Genomic DNA, 15,676 nt, shown 5'->3' with positions numbered 1-15,676 from the left:
ACTGGGATCCCTATAATGCGCCTCCATCGACACGGCGGATGTGAATCACTTCACAGATAACCCGGTCGGCTGAAGAGAAAAAATCCTGAAATAACGGGTTGACTCTGAAAGAGGAAAGCGTAATATACGCCACCTCGCGACAGCGCGCTGAAGCGCGTCGCAACTGCTCTTTAACAATTTATCAGACAATCTGTGTGGGCACTCAAAGTGACATGGATTCTTAATGTCCTCGGACACTAAATGAATACCAAGTCTCAACGAGTGAACACGTAATTCATTACGAAGTTTAATTCATTGAGCATCAAACTTTTAAATTGAAGAGTTTGATCATGGCTCAGATTGAACGCTGGCGGCAGGCCTAACACATGCAAGTCGAACGGTAACAGGAAGCAGCTTGCTGCTTTGCTGACGAGTGGCGGACGGGTGAGTAATGTCTGGGAAACTGCCTGATGGAGGGGGATAACTACTGGAAACGGTAGCTAATACCGCATAATGTCGCAAGACCAAAGAGGGGGACCTTCGGGCCTCTTGCCATCGGATGTGCCCAGATGGGATTAGCTAGTAGGTGGGGTAACGGCTCACCTAGGCGACGATCCCTAGCTGGTCTGAGAGGATGACCAGCCACACTGGAACTGAGACACGGTCCAGACTCCTACGGGAGGCAGCAGTGGGGAATATTGCACAATGGGCGCAAGCCTGATGCAGCCATGCCGCGTGTATGAAGAAGGCCTTCGGGTTGTAAAGTACTTTCAGCGGGGAGGAAGGCGATAAGGTTAATAACCTTGTCGATTGACGTTACCCGCAGAAGAAGCACCGGCTAACTCCGTGCCAGCAGCCGCGGTAATACGGAGGGTGCAAGCGTTAATCGGAATTACTGGGCGTAAAGCGCACGCAGGCGGTCTGTCAAGTCGGATGTGAAATCCCCGGGCTCAACCTGGGAACTGCATTCGAAACTGGCAGGCTAGAGTCTTGTAGAGGGGGGTAGAATTCCAGGTGTAGCGGTGAAATGCGTAGAGATCTGGAGGAATACCGGTGGCGAAGGCGGCCCCCTGGACAAAGACTGACGCTCAGGTGCGAAAGCGTGGGGAGCAAACAGGATTAGATACCCTGGTAGTCCACGCCGTAAACGATGTCGACTTGGAGGTTGTGCCCTTGAGGCGTGGCTTCCGGAGCTAACGCGTTAAGTCGACCGCCTGGGGAGTACGGCCGCAAGGTTAAAACTCAAATGAATTGACGGGGGCCCGCACAAGCGGTGGAGCATGTGGTTTAATTCGATGCAACGCGAAGAACCTTACCTACTCTTGACATCCAGAGAACTTAGCAGAGATGCTTTGGTGCCTTCGGGAACTCTGAGACAGGTGCTGCATGGCTGTCGTCAGCTCGTGTTGTGAAATGTTGGGTTAAGTCCCGCAACGAGCGCAACCCTTATCCTTTGTTGCCAGCGGTCCGGCCGGGAACTCAAAGGAGACTGCCAGTGATAAACTGGAGGAAGGTGGGGATGACGTCAAGTCATCATGGCCCTTACGAGTAGGGCTACACACGTGCTACAATGGCGCATACAAAGAGAAGCGACCTCGCGAGAGCAAGCGGACCTCATAAAGTGCGTCGTAGTCCGGATTGGAGTCTGCAACTCGACTCCATGAAGTCGGAATCGCTAGTAATCGTGGATCAGAATGCCACGGTGAATACGTTCCCGGGCCTTGTACACACCGCCCGTCACACCATGGGAGTGGGTTGCAAAAGAAGTAGGTAGCTTAACCTTCGGGAGGGCGCTTACCACTTTGTGATTCATGACTGGGGTGAAGTCGTAACAAGGTAACCGTAGGGGAACCTGCGGTTGGATCACCTCCTTACCTTAAAGAACCTGCCTTTGTAGTGTCCACACAGATTGTCTGATGAAAAGTAAATAGCAAGGCGTCTTGCGATTGAGACTGTACGTCCCCTTCGTCTAGAGGCCCAGGACACCGCCCTTTCACGGCGGTAACAGGGGTTCGAATCCCCTAGGGGACGCCACTTGCTGGTTCGTGAGTGAAAGTCACCTGCCGTCATATCTCAAAACTGACTTGCGAGTCATGTTTGAGATATTTGCTCTTTAAAAATCTGGATCAAGCTGAAAATTGAAACGACACACAGCTCATGTGTGTTCGAGTCTCTCAAATTTTCGCAATCAGAAGATGAAACATCTTCGGGTTGTGAGGTTAAGCGACTAAGCGTACACGGTGGATGCCCTGGCAGTCAGAGGCGATGAAGGACGTGCTAATCTGCGAAAAGCGCCGGCGAGGTGATATGAACCCTTGACCCGGCGATGTCCGAATGGGGAAACCCAGTGCAATCCGTTGCACTATCGTTAGCTGAATACATAGGTTAACGAGGCGAACCGGGGGAACTGAAACATCTAAGTACCCCGAGGAAAAGAAATCAACCGAGATTCCCCCAGTAGCGGCGAGCGAACGGGGAGCAGCCCGGAGTCTGAATCAGCTTGTGTGTTAGTGGAACGGTCTGGAAAGTCCGACGGTACAGGGTGATAGTCCCGTACACGAAAATGCACATGCTGTGAACTCGAAGAGTAGGGCGGGACACGTGGTATCCTGTCTGAATATGGGGGGACCATCCTCCAAGGCTAAATACTCCTGACTGACCGATAGTGAACCAGTACCGTGAGGGAAAGGCGAAAAGAACCCCGGCGAGGGGAGTGAAAAAGAACCTGAAACCGTGTACGTACAAGCAGTGGGAGCCTCTTTATGGGGTGACTGCGTACCTTTTGTATAATGGGTCAGCGACTTATATTCTGTAGCAAGGTTAACCGTATAGGGGAGCCGAAGGGAAACCGAGTCTTAACTGGGCGTTAAGTTGCAGGGTATAGACCCGAAACCCGGTGATCTAGCCATGGGCAGGTTGAAGGTTGGGTAACACTAACTGGAGGACCGAACCGACTAATGTTGAAAAATTAGCGGATGACCTGTGGCTGGGGGTGAAAGGCCAATCAAACCGGGAGATAGCTGGTTCTCCCCGAAAGCTATTTAGGTAGCGCCTCGTGAACTCATCTTCGGGGGTAGAGCACTGTTTCGGCTAGGGGGCCATCCCGGCTTACCAACCCGATGCAAACTACGAATACCGAAGAATGTTATCACGGGAGACACACGGCGGGTGCTAACGTCCGTCGTGAAGAGGGAAACAACCCAGACCGCCAGCTAAGGTCCCAAAGTCATGGTTAAGTGGGAAACGATGTGGGAAGGCACAGACAGCCAGGATGTTGGCTTAGAAGCAGCCATCATTTAAAGAAAGCGTAATAGCTCACTGGTCGAGTCGGCCTGCGCGGAAGATGTAACGGGGCTAAACCATGCACCGAAGCTGCGGCAGCGACACTTATGTGTTGTTGGGTAGGGGAGCGTTCTGTAAGCCGTTGAAGGTGTGCTGTGAGGCATGCTGGAGGTATCAGAAGTGCGAATGCTGACATAAGTAACGATAAAGCGGGTGAAAAGCCCGCTCGCCGGAAGACCAAGGGTTCCTGTCCAACGTTAATCGGGGCAGGGTGAGTCGACCCCTAAGGCGAGGCCGAAAGGCGTAGTCGATGGGAAACAGGTTAATATTCCTGTACTTGGTGTTACTGCGAAGGGGGGACGGAGAAGGCTATGTCAGCCGGGCGACGGTTGTCCCGGTTTAAGCATGTAGGCGGAGGTTCCAGGTAAATCCGGTACCTTATTAACGCTGAGGTGTGATGACGAGGCACTACGGTGCTGAAGTGATAAATGCCCTGCTTCCAGGAAAAGCCTCTAAGCATCAGGTAACACGAAATCGTACCCCAAACCGACACAGGTGGTCAGGTAGAGAATACCAAGGCGCTTGAGAGAACTCGGGTGAAGGAACTAGGCAAAATGGTGCCGTAACTTCGGGAGAAGGCACGCTGATGTGTAGGTGAAGCCCCTGCGGGTGGAGCTGAAATCAGTCGAAGATACCAGCTGGCTGCAACTGTTTATTAAAAACACAGCACTGTGCAAACACGAAAGTGGACGTATACGGTGTGACGCCTGCCCGGTGCCGGAAGGTTAATTGATGGGGTTAGCGGCAACGCGAAGCTCTTGATCGAAGCCCCGGTAAACGGCGGCCGTAACTATAACGGTCCTAAGGTAGCGAAATTCCTTGTCGGGTAAGTTCCGACCTGCACGAATGGCGTAATGATGGCCAGGCTGTCTCCACCCGAGACTCAGTGAAATTGAACTCGCTGTGAAGATGCAGTGTACCCGCGGCAAGACGGAAAGACCCCGTGAACCTTTACTATAGCTTGACACTGAACACTGGTCCTTGATGTGTAGGATAGGTGGGAGGCTTTGAAGCGTGGACGCCAGTCTGCGTGGAGCCAACCTTGAAATACCACCCTTTAATGGCTGGTGTTCTAACGTAGACCCGTAATCCGGGTTGCGGACAGTGTCTGGTGGGTAGTTTGACTGGGGCGGTCTCCTCCCAAAGAGTAACGGAGGAGCACGAAGGTTGGCTAATCCTGGTCGGACATCAGGAGGTTAGTGCAATGGCATAAGCCAGCTTGACTGCGAGCGTGACGGCGCGAGCAGGTGCGAAAGCAGGTCATAGTGATCCGGTGGTTCTGAATGGAAGGGCCATCGCTCAACGGATAAAAGGTACTCCGGGGATAACAGGCTGATACCGCCCAAGAGTTCATATCGACGGCGGTGTTTGGCACCTCGATGTCGGCTCATCACATCCTGGGGCTGAAGTAGGTCCCAAGGGTATGGCTGTTCGCCATTTAAAGTGGTACGCGAGCTGGGTTTAGAACGTCGTGAGACAGTTCGGTCCCTATCTGCCGTGGGCGCTGGAGAATTGAGGGGGGCTGCTCCTAGTACGAGAGGACCGGAGTGGACGCATCACTGGTGTTCGGGTTGTCATGCCAATGGCACTGCCCGGTAGCTAAATGCGGAAGAGATAAGTGCTGAAAGCATCTAAGCACGAAACTTGCCCCGAGATGAGTTCTCCCTGAGACTTTAAGTCTCCTGAAGGAACGTTAAAGACGATGACGTTGATAGGTCGGGTGTGTAAGCGCAGCGATGCGTTGAGCTAACCGATACTAATGAACCGTGAGGCTTAACCTTACAACGCCGAAGGTGTTTTGGCGAAGAGACAGACAATCAAATTTCAGCTTTGATACAGATTAACAGAATTTGCCTGGCGGCTTTAGCGCGGTGGTCCCACCTGACCCCATGCCGAACTCAGAAGTGAAACGCCGTAGCGCCGATGGTAGTGTGGGGTCTCCCCATGTGAGAGTAGGGAACTGCCAGGCATCAAATTTAGCGTGCTGATATGGCTCAGTTGGTAGAGCGCACCCTTGGTAAGGGTGAGGTCCCCAGTTCGACTCTGGGTATCAGCACCACTTTATACTTAGGTTAAAGTTCGGCAAGAAGTAAAAGAATTTGTCTGGCGGCTTTAGCGCGGTGGTCCCACCTGACCCCATGCCGAACTCAGAAGTGAAACGCCGTAGCGCCGATGGTAGTGTGGGGTCTCCCCATGTGAGAGTAGGGAACTGCCAGACATCAAACAAGTAGAAAGGCCATCCGAAAGGATGGCCTTTTTGCGTTATCGCTCCAGCCAAACCAATTCCCTCATTCGATATTCCTGCTGTCGCCATTAATACCTCACGGACGTATTAAAGCGTTTTACCCTACTGAAACTGAAGTTGTGGAATGCATTATGCTGGCTCGCAGCAGCGTTAAATCAATTAAATGTTATGTACAGGTATGGGGTATAGCGGGGAGTAAGGTAGCGTATTGAATTTAATTAATATCTGATGCTATTCGTGATGAGGAATATACGTTCCTTATATCAGGGAAAAATAAAAGCGCGGCGATGGCCGCGCTTTTAGAAGCCTTATTTAGTCAGGGCGACAATACCGAGTGTCAGGCCAGCGATTGCCGCGGCGCCACCAGCAATCGCACCTGCTGTTTCCCAGTTATCCTGGGTAGTGCCCTTCATACAGGTATTGGTGTGAACCAGTCGCCCCTGATCGTCGTATACCGGTACACATGGAGAGTCGTGCGCGCAACCAGCAAGCAGCGCAGCGAGAAGTGCAACGGAAAGGAATCTTTTCATGATGTTACCTCAGTATGAACGCTTATTCGCTAAAGAGCCGATACAGCAATTAACGAACTGATGATTATTTTACCACCGCACTAATACCATGCAGCACGGGGAATAATCTCAATTTGTGTGGATTGTAAAAATTATGAAGAAAAAAGCGCGGGCACTGATTATTAATGGAGGAAATGTGAAGAGGGGATGTGTTTTTACATTGTTTTCAGGAAATAAAAAAGGCACCAGAGGTGCCTTTATGATTTTCATTAATCCTTGTGCTTTGTAAACCGTCTCCGGACAACCACAAAGAAAACAGGAACAAAGAAAATGGCCAACAGGGTGGCTGACAGCATCCCGCCCATCACGCCCGTCCCGACCGCATTTTGTGCCCCACTACCTGCACCGCTGCTGATGACCAGAGGCATAACACCAAGGATGAATGCCAGGGAAGTCATCAGGATAGGACGCAGACGCATACGCGAGGCTTCAAGCGTGGCTTCGATAATCCCTTTGCCTTCTTTATCCATGAGATCCTTGGCGAACTCAACGATCAGTATGGCGTTCTTGGCTGATAAACCAATTGTCGTAAGCAGACCAACCTGGAAGTAAACGTCATTGTTCAGCCCTCGCATTGATGCAGCCAGAAGCGCGCCGATCACCCCCAGCGGCACAACCAGCATGACCGAGAAGGGAATTGACCAACTTTCATAGAGGGCCGCCAGACACAGGAACACCACAATCAGTGAAATGGCGTACAGCGCCGGAGCCTGATTCCCGGAAAGTCGTTCCTGATAAGACATCCCCGTCCAGTCGTAGCCGATGCCGGAAGGCAGTTTTGACGCAAGGCTTTCCATAAACGCCATTGCCTCACCGGTACTTTTGCCAGGGGCAGACTCACCGAGGATCTCCATTGATGGCATCCCATTGTAACGTTCCAGACGCGGTGAACCGTACACCCAGTGAGAGCTGCTAAAGGCAGAGAAAGGCACCATTTCGCCGTTAGCGCTACGCACATACAGGCCGTTAATGTCTCCGGGTAGCATACGGAAGCGAGCATCAGCCTGGACATAAACTTTTTTCACCCGTCCGTGATCGATAAAGTCGTTCACATAGGTGCCACCCAGCGCTGTTGAAATCGTCTGATTGACGTCAGACACGCTCACACCCAGCGCCTGTGCCTTCTCCTGATCGACGTCCAGCTTGAACTGTGGCGTATCTTCCAGTCCGTTAGGACGCACGCGGACCAGTAAGTCAGGATGTTCTCTCACCATGCCCAGCAGCTGGTTACGCGCCTGGGTTAACTGCGTATGCCCCAGGTTTGCCTGGTCAATCAGTTCAAAGTCAAAGCCTGTTGCGGTACCCAGTTCAATAATGGCAGGCAGGTTAAACGGAAATACAAGACCGTCTTTGATCTGGCTGAACGCTTTCGTCGCGCGGCTGACAATCGCCTCAACGCCGTTTTCCTTGCCCGGACGTTCTTCCCATGGCTTCAGGCTGACGAAAGCGATACCGGAGTTCTGCCCCTGTCCGCTAAAGCTAAAACCGTTTACGGTAAAGACCGATTCAACGTTCGCTTTCTCTTTCGTCAGGTAATAATCCTGAACCTGATCGAGTACCTGCTGAGTACGCATTTGCGTCGCCCCTGCCGGCAACTGAACCATCGTCATAAACACCCCCTGATCCTCTTCCGGCAGGAAGGAGGAAGGCAGGCGCAGGAACAGAACTGCCATGCCGCCGACGATGATGACGTAAACCAGCAGATAGCGGCCGGTCTTACGTAAAATGCCGCTTACGCTGTTGCTGTAGTGCTCCACACTCTTATCAAAGAGCGCGTTAAACCAGCCGAAGAAACCACCTTTCTTTTCATGATGTTCGCTGGAAACCGGTTTGAGCAGCGTGGCACAAAGAGCAGGCGTTAATATCAACGCCACCAGTACCGACAAGGCCATCGCGGAGACAATGGTCAGCGAGAACTGACGATAGATAGCCCCGGTTGAACCACCAAAGAATGCCATCGGAATAAATACCGCCGAAAGCACCATGGCAATGCCCACCAGGGCGCCCTGGATTTGCTCCATCGACTTCTGCGTCGCCTCTTTTGGCGGCAGCTTGTCCTCAACCATGACGCGTTCTACGTTCTCGACCACCACGATGGCGTCATCGACGAGCAGACCTATAGCCAATACCATCCCGAACATCGTCAGGGTGTTAATGGAGAACCCGAACGCAGCCAGTACCGCAAAGGTGCCCAGTAACACCACGGGCACGGCGATCGTCGGAATAAGCGTTGCCCGCAGGTTTTGCAGGAACAAGTACATCACCAGGAACACGAGAACAATCGCTTCAAACAGTGTCTTCACCACTTCATGGATTGAGATCTTCACGAAAGGTGTGGTGTCGTACGGATACACGACTTTCAGGCCCTGAGGGAAGAAGGGCTGCAACTGCGCCAGTTTACTCTTGATGGCGGCAGCGGTATCCAGCGCGTTTGCGCCAGTCGCCAGCTTGATCCCCAGCCCCGTTGCTGCCTGGCCATTGATTTTGGTGACCATGTTGTAGTTTTCGCCACCCAGCTCAATGCGGGCCACATCTTTCAGGTGGACCATTGAACCGTCCTGGTTCACCTTCAGCGTCACACGACCAAACTCCTCCGGCGATTTCAGACGCGTTTGAGCAATAATTGAGGCGTTCAGTTGCTGCCCAGGTACGGACGGTGTTCCGCCCAACTGGCCCGCAGCAATCTGGTCGTTCTGCGTTTTTAGCTGGTTAATGATATCCAGCGGCGTGAGCTGATATTTGTTCATCGCGTTGCTATCCAGCCAGATGCGCATTGCATACTGGGCACCGAACAGCTGCACGTCACCGACGCCGGAAGTACGGCTGATCGCATCTTTTACGTTAGAAGCGACATAGTCGGAGATATCATCCTGCGTGAGGTTTTTATTGTCCGACACAAAGCCTGCAACCAGCAGGAAGCTGCTGCTGGATTTCTCCACGCCGATCCCCTGCTGCTGCACTTCTTGTGGCAGCAGCGGCATGGCGAGCTGAAGTTTGTTCTGAACCTGCACCTGCGCAATATCAGGATCTGTACCCGACTCGAACGTCAGGGTGATGGTGACGTTACCAGCGGAATCACTGGTGGACGACATGTACATCAAATTATCGATACCGTTCATGTTCTGTTCGATAACCTGAGTGACGGTGTCCTGTACCGTCTGGGCATCAGCGCCCGGGTAGGTTGCTGTCACCGCAACCGCCGGCGGCGCAATGGTCGGATATTGCGCGACCGGTAGTTTTAAAATGGCCAGCCCGCCCGCAATCATCAGAATGATGGCGAGTACCCAGGCGAAAACAGGCCGTTGAATAAAGAAATTAGCCATGTCGTTATTCCTTAACTGGCTGGAGTCGCTGCGGTATCAGGAATAGCCACGACGGTGACGCCAGGGCGAACTTTTTGCAGGCCGCTGATAATGACGCAGTCGCCGTTTTTGAGGCCTTCCGTGATCAGCCAGCGATCGCCAATCGCCTGCGGTGCAACGACAGTGCGTGATTCCACCTGGTTTTTCTCATTTACCACAAGCACGGTGGCATCTCCGCGTGGTGTACGGGTTACCCCCTGCTGAGGAACCAGAATGGCATCAGGTTGCGTACCTTCATCGATGCGCGCACGGACAAACATACCCGGTAACAGCATATGCTGTGGGTTAGGGAAGAGGGCGCGAAGGGTGATTGAGCCGGTACTTTCATCTACCGTGACATCAGAGAACTGGAGCGTCCCTTTCAGCGGATAAGGCTGGCCATTTTCCATCAGCAACTCGACGCTGCTGGTGTCTCCCTTTTGCAGGCTCGTCTGCTGCTTCAGGCGCATAAAATCGCTGCTGGATTGCGTCACATCGACATAAATGGGATCGAGTTGCTGAACCGTCGCCAGTGCAGTTGCCTGGCCATTAGTGACTAACGCCCCTTCGGTGACGCTGGATTTACCTATACGCCCGTTGATTGGGGATGTGACTTTCGTATAGGCCAGGTTGATCCGCGCGCTTTCAACGCCAGCCTTCGCGGCAACCACGCTCGCATCCGCCTGCTGGGCAGTTGCCACCGCCTGATCGTACTCCTGCTTGCTCACATATTGCGTACCAACCAGCGGAACGTAACGTTTCACCGTCAGATGGGCGATATTCGCCGCCGCCTGTGCTTTTACCAGTTCACCTTTCGCATTGTCGTAGGCTGCCTGATAGGTGGCCGGATCGATTTGATAAAGGGATTCACCCGCTTTAACGTCGCTGCCTTCGGTAAAATTACGGTGCAGAATGATACCACTTACCTGAGGACGAACCTCCGCAACACGATACGCGTCAGTTCTGCCGGGCAATTCTGTCGTTACGGCCAGTGGCGCGCTTTTAACAATATGAACACTGACCTGAGGAGCTTGCGCATGCTGCTGTGGGTTTTCTTGCCCATCGCACCCGGTGAGCAGCGCGGCACAGACAATGAAACCGGATAAGGGTAAGCATCTGAAGTGATTCGTCATTACTGTTCCTTAAACTACCCTTGAGCCGATATTTGCCATGAATCGGTGAAAGGGTGTGAGGCAAAAAATAGAAATGTAGCCGCGTATAATAATGAGGGTGTTTAATGTTTTTTAATTTATAAGTGCTGATGGAGCTTTTAAAAGTAAAAATCGGAATCTGACACAGTGCATTCGGTATTCTTTTTCTGTCAGGATAATCAACGAAATGTTTTCGGTGAATGCTATTCATATATTTTATGAATTTTATGTATTCGATTTATTCACGTGAATTATAAATTAAATGAATTGACTTTTTTTGTGCAAAATTAACACGGGTTTTGGTTAATACTTTGACTACACGACCACGGCAATATCCTTTGATAACGTATCAATTTTATGAGTAATGAGTAGCAGGTTATGGTGCGCAAAAAAAAAGAAGAGGCTCAAAAGACCCGCCAGCAGCTGATTGAAGCCGCTATCGGGCTATTCGCGACGCGTGGCGTATCCAGCACCACGCTTACCGACATCGCCGATGCTGCTCAACTCACTCGCGGGGCGGTTTACTGGCATTTCTCGAGTAAAGCGGAAATATTTAATGCAATATGGGATCAGCAATTGCCGATGCGTGAGATGATTCGTGACAGGTTAATACTTTCCGAAAATGACGACCCTTTGTTAATGCTTCGTGAACAATTTATTGTCGCACTACAATATATTGCGAGCGAGCCGCGGCAATATGCGCTTTTACAAATTTTGTATCATAAGTGTGAATTTCATGACGATGTGATTTCAGAATGTGAAATACGCAAGCGGATCGGTTTAAACGATGATTATCTTCGCAAGACGCTAAAGCGATGCATTGCTCGTAACGTTATCTCTTCGCAAACCAATATTGAACTAGCGCTGATTGTTTTCCACGCCTTTTTTAGCGGTGTCATTAAAAATTGGTTAATGGATAGCAACAATTTTAATCTGTACAAACAAGCACCGGCGCTGGTGGATAATATTCTGGCGACACTAAATATCACCCGAGTGGCGCCAGTGGTTTACGATACAGCCTCATGATCGCGTCCGGGGTGGCGACATCTCCCCGTGCTGGCACTGTTCCATAATAGCTTGCGCGGTAATCGGTTTGCCCAGCAGGTAACCCTGTAGCGTATTGCATCCCAGTTCTGTCAGAAAGGTTTGCTGCGCTGCGGTTTCGACCCCTTCCGCCACGACCTTCAGATTCAGCGTTTTTGCCAGGGCGACAATCGCCGAGACAATCGTCGCATCTTCGCTCTCACCACTTAACTCTTTCACAAAAGCACGATCGATTTTCAACTCGCAGGCGGGGAGTCGCTTAAGATACAGAAGGCTTGAGTAACCGGTGCCAAAATCGTCTATCGAGGCTTTTACTCCCGCATCCGTCAGCGCTGTCAGGACACGAACGCTTTCGTCCGGATTGTTCATTGCCGTGGTTTCGGTCACCTCCAGGATCAACATGCCGGGTGGTACGCTATGGCGCGTCAGACAATCGAGAACTGTTTTAACCAGCGACGGCTGTTCCGAACTGCAATGTAGAAAGATTCACCGCCATTGACCAGTCCGTGTGGCCCTGAAGATGCCATTCATGCAGCTGGCGGCAGGCCTCGTCGATTACCCAGTTTCCAATCGGAATAATCAGCCCCGTTTTCTCTGCCAGCGGTAGAAACAGGTCAGGGGAGAGTAACCCCTGTTTGGGATGCTGCCAGCGTAACAGCCCTTCGAACCCGAGGACTGGCCCGGCAGGAGCGTGGAATTTAGGTTGATAAAGCAGGCGTAACTCATTACGGTCGATGGCTTGCCACAGATCATTCATCAGCTGAAGATGCGTCTGCGCCAGCGTATTCATTGACGGCTGGAAGAAGTGATAGCCGTTACGACCCATATGTTTCGTGTGGTACATCGCAGCATCAGCGTTAAACATCAGTTCACGATCGGTTTTGCCATCGTGTGGATAGAGCGCAATGCCAATGCTCAGGGTGACCATCAGTTCATAAGGATCGAGATGGAACGGGCTATCAATGACGCGCACCAGTGAATTTGCCAGTGAGGCAGCATCATCCGGAGTGGCGGTTTCGGCCAGCAGGACGAATTCATCCCCACCGATACGCGCCAGCGTGTACTGGCCTTTCAACTGCAACAGCAAACGCTGAGTCACCGCTACCAGAAGCTTGTCACCGACATCATGACCATAGGCATCGTTGACGGTTTTAAAGCCGTCGAGATCCATAAACATCAGCGCGAAAGGGCTTCCTTCGCGATCGGCCTTGCTGATGGCCTGATCGAGGCGATCCTCAAGCAGAATACGATTGGGTAATCGCGTCAGCGTATCATGCAACGCCAGCTGTGCGAGTTCACGGTTCGCTTCTGCCAGTGATGAGGCCAGCAGCGAGGTACGAGCCTGAAGGCGGGCATCGAACATCGACACCAGCAGCGTAATCCCCAGAATAGCGAGCGCGACCACGCTAACCAGTATCGCCAGCCAGCTCCCGTTAATGCCATGATGGTGGACCATCGTCGACATCGGAAATTGTGCTGCTTCCATGCCAGCGTAATGCATGCCAGCGATAGCGATGCCCATGGTGATCGCCGCCCCCAGCCGCATCAACGCCATTCGTGCAGCTTCCTGACGTAAACGGAACGTCAGCCAAAGAGCGGCCAGTGAAGCGGCAAGGGCAATGACCACAGAGATAGCCACCCACGTTTTATCCCAGACAATACCCGGTGTGACCTCCAGGGCAGCCATACCGGTGTAGTGCATGGCAACAATGCCCGTTCCCATCACGACGGCGCCAGGCAGTAACCGACGCAAACGTAGCTGCTCGCCGCTAACGAGCCACAGGGCGAACATTGACGAGCTGATGGAGATAACCATCGAAAGCACGGTCAGGGCCGCGTTGTAACTCATGCTCATGGAAAGATCCATCGCCAGCATACCGATGAAATGCATCGCCCACACGCCAATCCCCATCGAAACACCGCCACCTGCCAGCCAGACGCGTGCAGCGACGCCCTGGCTTCCGGCAACGCGCGCAGCCATATTCAGCGCGGTGTAGGCGGCAAGAATGGCAACGATAAAGGAGATGACTACGAGGATTTGGTTGTATTGGCTAACCAGCATGGTCTATTCACTCGTTGTGAGACGTTAAGCAAGAGCGGTTGGAAAGGGCACAGACATTATCATCGTCAGGAAATGACGAAAAGTGATTTAAATCCCTGTTTTTATTAGGTGTTAACAGGGGTTTTACAGGATGGAAGCGGTTAGTCCAGCTCTGAGCAGTTGACCAGTTTAAGCGGGTTCACGGAATTCATATTGCGACATTTATCGGTTTCGGTGCTCATCAGTTCAATCCACTGCATCAGCAGCGCATCGAAAATGAAAATAGAGACAGCAAAAACGACCAGCCACCAGTATTTACGAATCATGTGTCATTCCGCGAAAAGAGAGCCTGTAAGTTGGTGGAAATATACACGAAAAGCGGACGTTGAAAAGTGGGGAAAGGGAAGGTTTACAAAGCGTTGACGGTTGCCTGTCCGGGCGATAAAAAAGGCGCTTCCCCATGCCGAAGAGCGCCTTTTTAAACAAGCAGTTAGCTAATCGAAATTAGTTCATGCCGTACTGTCAGATTAGCTGTTTTCATGCTTTGTGGTGGTTTTTATATTTTATTTAAAATCAATTGGTTATATGAAATTATGACTGTATATTGTTCCAGTGCTTTTTGTTGTTTATGCTATTATGCAAGCAATTCTGTATAAACATTTGTATAAACACTTTGGGCTGGGTGGTGGTCTATGGCTGGCGAACTTAACAAACTGAGCGACAGGAAGTTAAAGGGATTACATGGCATCCCGGCCAGTAAGATTGAGTTTTATGCTGATGGTGCCGGGTTGAGTGCTAAGGTAACGAAAGCTGGTGGCATTAGCTGGGTGTTTACTTACCGACTCGACGGGCAGAAGCTGCATCGGCTGACTCTGGGGCGCTACCCTGATATGAGTCTCAAAGAGGCCCGTTCCTCGCGTGATAAATGTCGTCAGTGGTTGGCCTCTGGTAAAGACCCAAAGCACCAATTGGCGCTAACTACTCAGGAAACGCTTAAACCGGTCACGGTGCAGGAAGCTATCGAATACTGGATACGCGAATATGCGGAAGAAAATCGTGCGAACGTTGAGCGGCACAAAGCGGAGCTACGCAAACATATTTACCCTTACATTGGGAAAATGGCGCTCGCTGACTGCGAAACCCGATACTGGCTTGACTGCTTCGACAGAATGAAAAAGAAAACGCCAGTTGCTGCGGGTTATGTATTCCAGATGTGTAAGCAGGCTCTGAAATTCTGCCGCGTTCGCCGTTACGCCGTCAGTACCGCCCTTGAAGATTTGAGTATTCCCGATGTTGGTAAAAAGCAGGCGAAAAAAGATCGGGTATTGAAAGATAAAGAGGTTGGGGGATTGTGGGCTGCTATATCGTCCGGCGATGTTTTTCTGCCTTACTACACAAACTTACTCAGGATCACCACTTTGTTTGGTTGCCGCACCCAGGAGGCCAGATTGTCAGAGTGGGCCGAATGGGATATGGAGGCGTGGGTGTGGACAGTACCAAAAGCGCATAGTAAAGGCGGTGAAAAGATTGTGCGTCCAGTTCCAGAGGCGATGCGTTCATTTATTGAAATGCTCCACGATGAAACAAAATCATCCGGCTACCTTCTTGGGGTTGTGAAGAATAGCGAAGCGGTTAGCCAGTGGGGCCGTAGTGTTTATAAAAAACTGGGGCATTCTGAACCGTGGACATTGCATGATCTACGGCGAACGCTTGCAACGCATATGAATAATATGGGTATAGCTCCGCACGTTGTTGAACAGTTGCTGGGCCACTCAATGCCAGGGGTTATGGCGATTTATAACCGTAGTCTGTATCTGCCGGAGAAACTGGACGCGCTGAATAAGTGGTATGATCGCTTAGAACTTCTTGCGGGTAATCATCAAAATGTGGTTCTGTTAACTGTAGAGAATAGAGATTAAACTGGTCTTGCGAGTCTAGGTCGGCCAACCGAAAAGCGGGAAACC

The 15,676-nt window shown here is 51.5% G+C and carries 6 protein-coding genes, 2 tRNA genes, 4 rRNA genes and 1 pseudogene; 8 read left to right on the top strand and 5 right to left on the bottom strand.

What is annotated here, in order from left to right:
• The first annotated feature begins 311 nt into the window (after nucleotides 1-311).
• From AC4OVU_RS19890 to rrf (AC4OVU_RS19865), 6 genes are all read left to right on the top strand, one after another.
• Nucleotides 312-1,853, top strand: a 16S ribosomal RNA gene (locus AC4OVU_RS19890).
• An 84-nt stretch (nucleotides 1,854-1,937) separates the two neighbouring features.
• Nucleotides 1,938-2,013 (top strand) — tRNA-Glu (locus tag AC4OVU_RS19885).
• 183 nt (nucleotides 2,014-2,196) lie between these two features.
• Nucleotides 2,197-5,102 (top strand): 23S ribosomal RNA (locus AC4OVU_RS19880).
• A gap of 72 nt (nucleotides 5,103-5,174) precedes the next feature.
• Nucleotides 5,175-5,290 (top strand): 5S ribosomal RNA (rrf, locus tag AC4OVU_RS19875).
• 14 nt (nucleotides 5,291-5,304) lie between these two features.
• Nucleotides 5,305-5,380: transfer RNA gene (locus AC4OVU_RS19870), tRNA-Thr, on the top strand.
• Between the two features lie 43 nt (nucleotides 5,381-5,423).
• Nucleotides 5,424-5,539: ribosomal RNA gene (rrf, locus tag AC4OVU_RS19865) — 5S ribosomal RNA — on the top strand.
• Together the 16S, 23S and 5S rRNA genes with 2 tRNA genes alongside form the textbook arrangement of a ribosomal RNA operon.
• A 335-nt stretch (nucleotides 5,540-5,874) precedes the next feature.
• On the opposite strand, the gene AC4OVU_RS19860 is transcribed toward rrf (AC4OVU_RS19865), so the two are convergent.
• The 3 genes from AC4OVU_RS19860 to AC4OVU_RS19850 form a co-directional block, all read right to left on the bottom strand.
• The gene (locus AC4OVU_RS19860) at nucleotides 5,875-6,096 is read right to left on the bottom strand and encodes a lipoprotein (RefSeq protein WP_003860364.1); all 222 of its coding nucleotides are present in this window, start codon (nucleotides 6,094-6,096) and stop codon (nucleotides 5,875-5,877) included.
• Nucleotides 6,097-6,344: 248 nt separating this feature from the next.
• Nucleotides 6,345-9,458: an efflux RND transporter permease subunit gene (locus AC4OVU_RS19855; protein ID WP_110293176.1), complete on the bottom strand. Its 3,114-nt coding sequence runs from the start codon at nucleotides 9,456-9,458 to the stop codon at nucleotides 6,345-6,347.
• 11 nt (nucleotides 9,459-9,469) lie between these two features.
• On the bottom strand, nucleotides 9,470-10,609 hold the full coding sequence (locus tag AC4OVU_RS19850) for an efflux RND transporter periplasmic adaptor subunit (RefSeq protein WP_110293177.1): 1,140 nt from the start codon (nucleotides 10,607-10,609) through the stop codon (nucleotides 9,470-9,472).
• A 396-nt stretch (nucleotides 10,610-11,005) separates the two neighbouring features.
• Here AC4OVU_RS19850 and envR point away from each other — a divergent pair, with 396 nt between their 5' ends.
• Nucleotides 11,006-11,653, top strand: coding sequence for an acrEF/envCD operon transcriptional regulator (gene envR, locus AC4OVU_RS19845; RefSeq protein WP_023295515.1), 648 nt, complete (start codon nucleotides 11,006-11,008; stop codon nucleotides 11,651-11,653).
• Here the strand turns inward: envR and AC4OVU_RS19840 are convergent.
• Together AC4OVU_RS19840 and AC4OVU_RS19835 are read right to left on the bottom strand one after the other, a co-directional pair.
• Nucleotides 11,648-13,733, bottom strand: a pseudogene (locus AC4OVU_RS19840) (putative bifunctional diguanylate cyclase/phosphodiesterase). The gene envR and the pseudogene AC4OVU_RS19840 overlap by 6 nt on opposite strands.
• A 140-nt stretch (nucleotides 13,734-13,873) precedes the next feature.
• Entirely contained in the window at nucleotides 13,874-14,038 is a 165-nt protein-coding gene (locus AC4OVU_RS19835) for a DUF2556 family protein (RefSeq protein WP_032669065.1), read from the bottom strand.
• A gap of 366 nt (nucleotides 14,039-14,404) precedes the next feature.
• Between AC4OVU_RS19835 and AC4OVU_RS19830 the strand changes: the two genes are divergently transcribed.
• Nucleotides 14,405-15,631, top strand: coding sequence for a tyrosine-type recombinase/integrase (locus AC4OVU_RS19830; RefSeq protein ID WP_491928776.1), 1,227 nt, complete (start codon nucleotides 14,405-14,407; stop codon nucleotides 15,629-15,631).
• Nucleotides 15,632-15,676 lie beyond the last annotated feature (45 nt).

The sequence above is a fragment of the Enterobacter sp. 6722112 genome (assembly GCF_058661685.1).
The sequence above is the reverse complement of the archived record's forward strand: the minus strand, read 5'-3'. Positions and strand labels throughout refer to the sequence as shown.

Excerpts from the sequence above, each read along its gene's own strand:
- AC4OVU_RS19860 (WP_003860364.1), bottom strand. The coding sequence starts at position 6,096 with ATGAAAAGATTCCTTTCCGTTGCACTTCTCGCTGCGCTGCTTGCTGGT.
- AC4OVU_RS19855 (WP_110293176.1), bottom strand. The coding sequence starts at position 9,458 with ATGGCTAATTTCTTTATTCAACGGCCTGTTTTCGCCTGGGTACTCGCC.
- AC4OVU_RS19850 (WP_110293177.1), bottom strand. The coding sequence starts at position 10,609 with ATGACGAATCACTTCAGATGCTTACCCTTATCCGGTTTCATTGTCTGT.
- envR (WP_023295515.1), top strand. The coding sequence starts at position 11,006 with ATGGTGCGCAAAAAAAAAGAAGAGGCTCAAAAGACCCGCCAGCAGCTG.
- AC4OVU_RS19835 (WP_032669065.1), bottom strand. The coding sequence starts at position 14,038 with ATGATTCGTAAATACTGGTGGCTGGTCGTTTTTGCTGTCTCTATTTTC.
- AC4OVU_RS19830 (WP_491928776.1), top strand. The coding sequence starts at position 14,405 with ATGGCTGGCGAACTTAACAAACTGAGCGACAGGAAGTTAAAGGGATTA.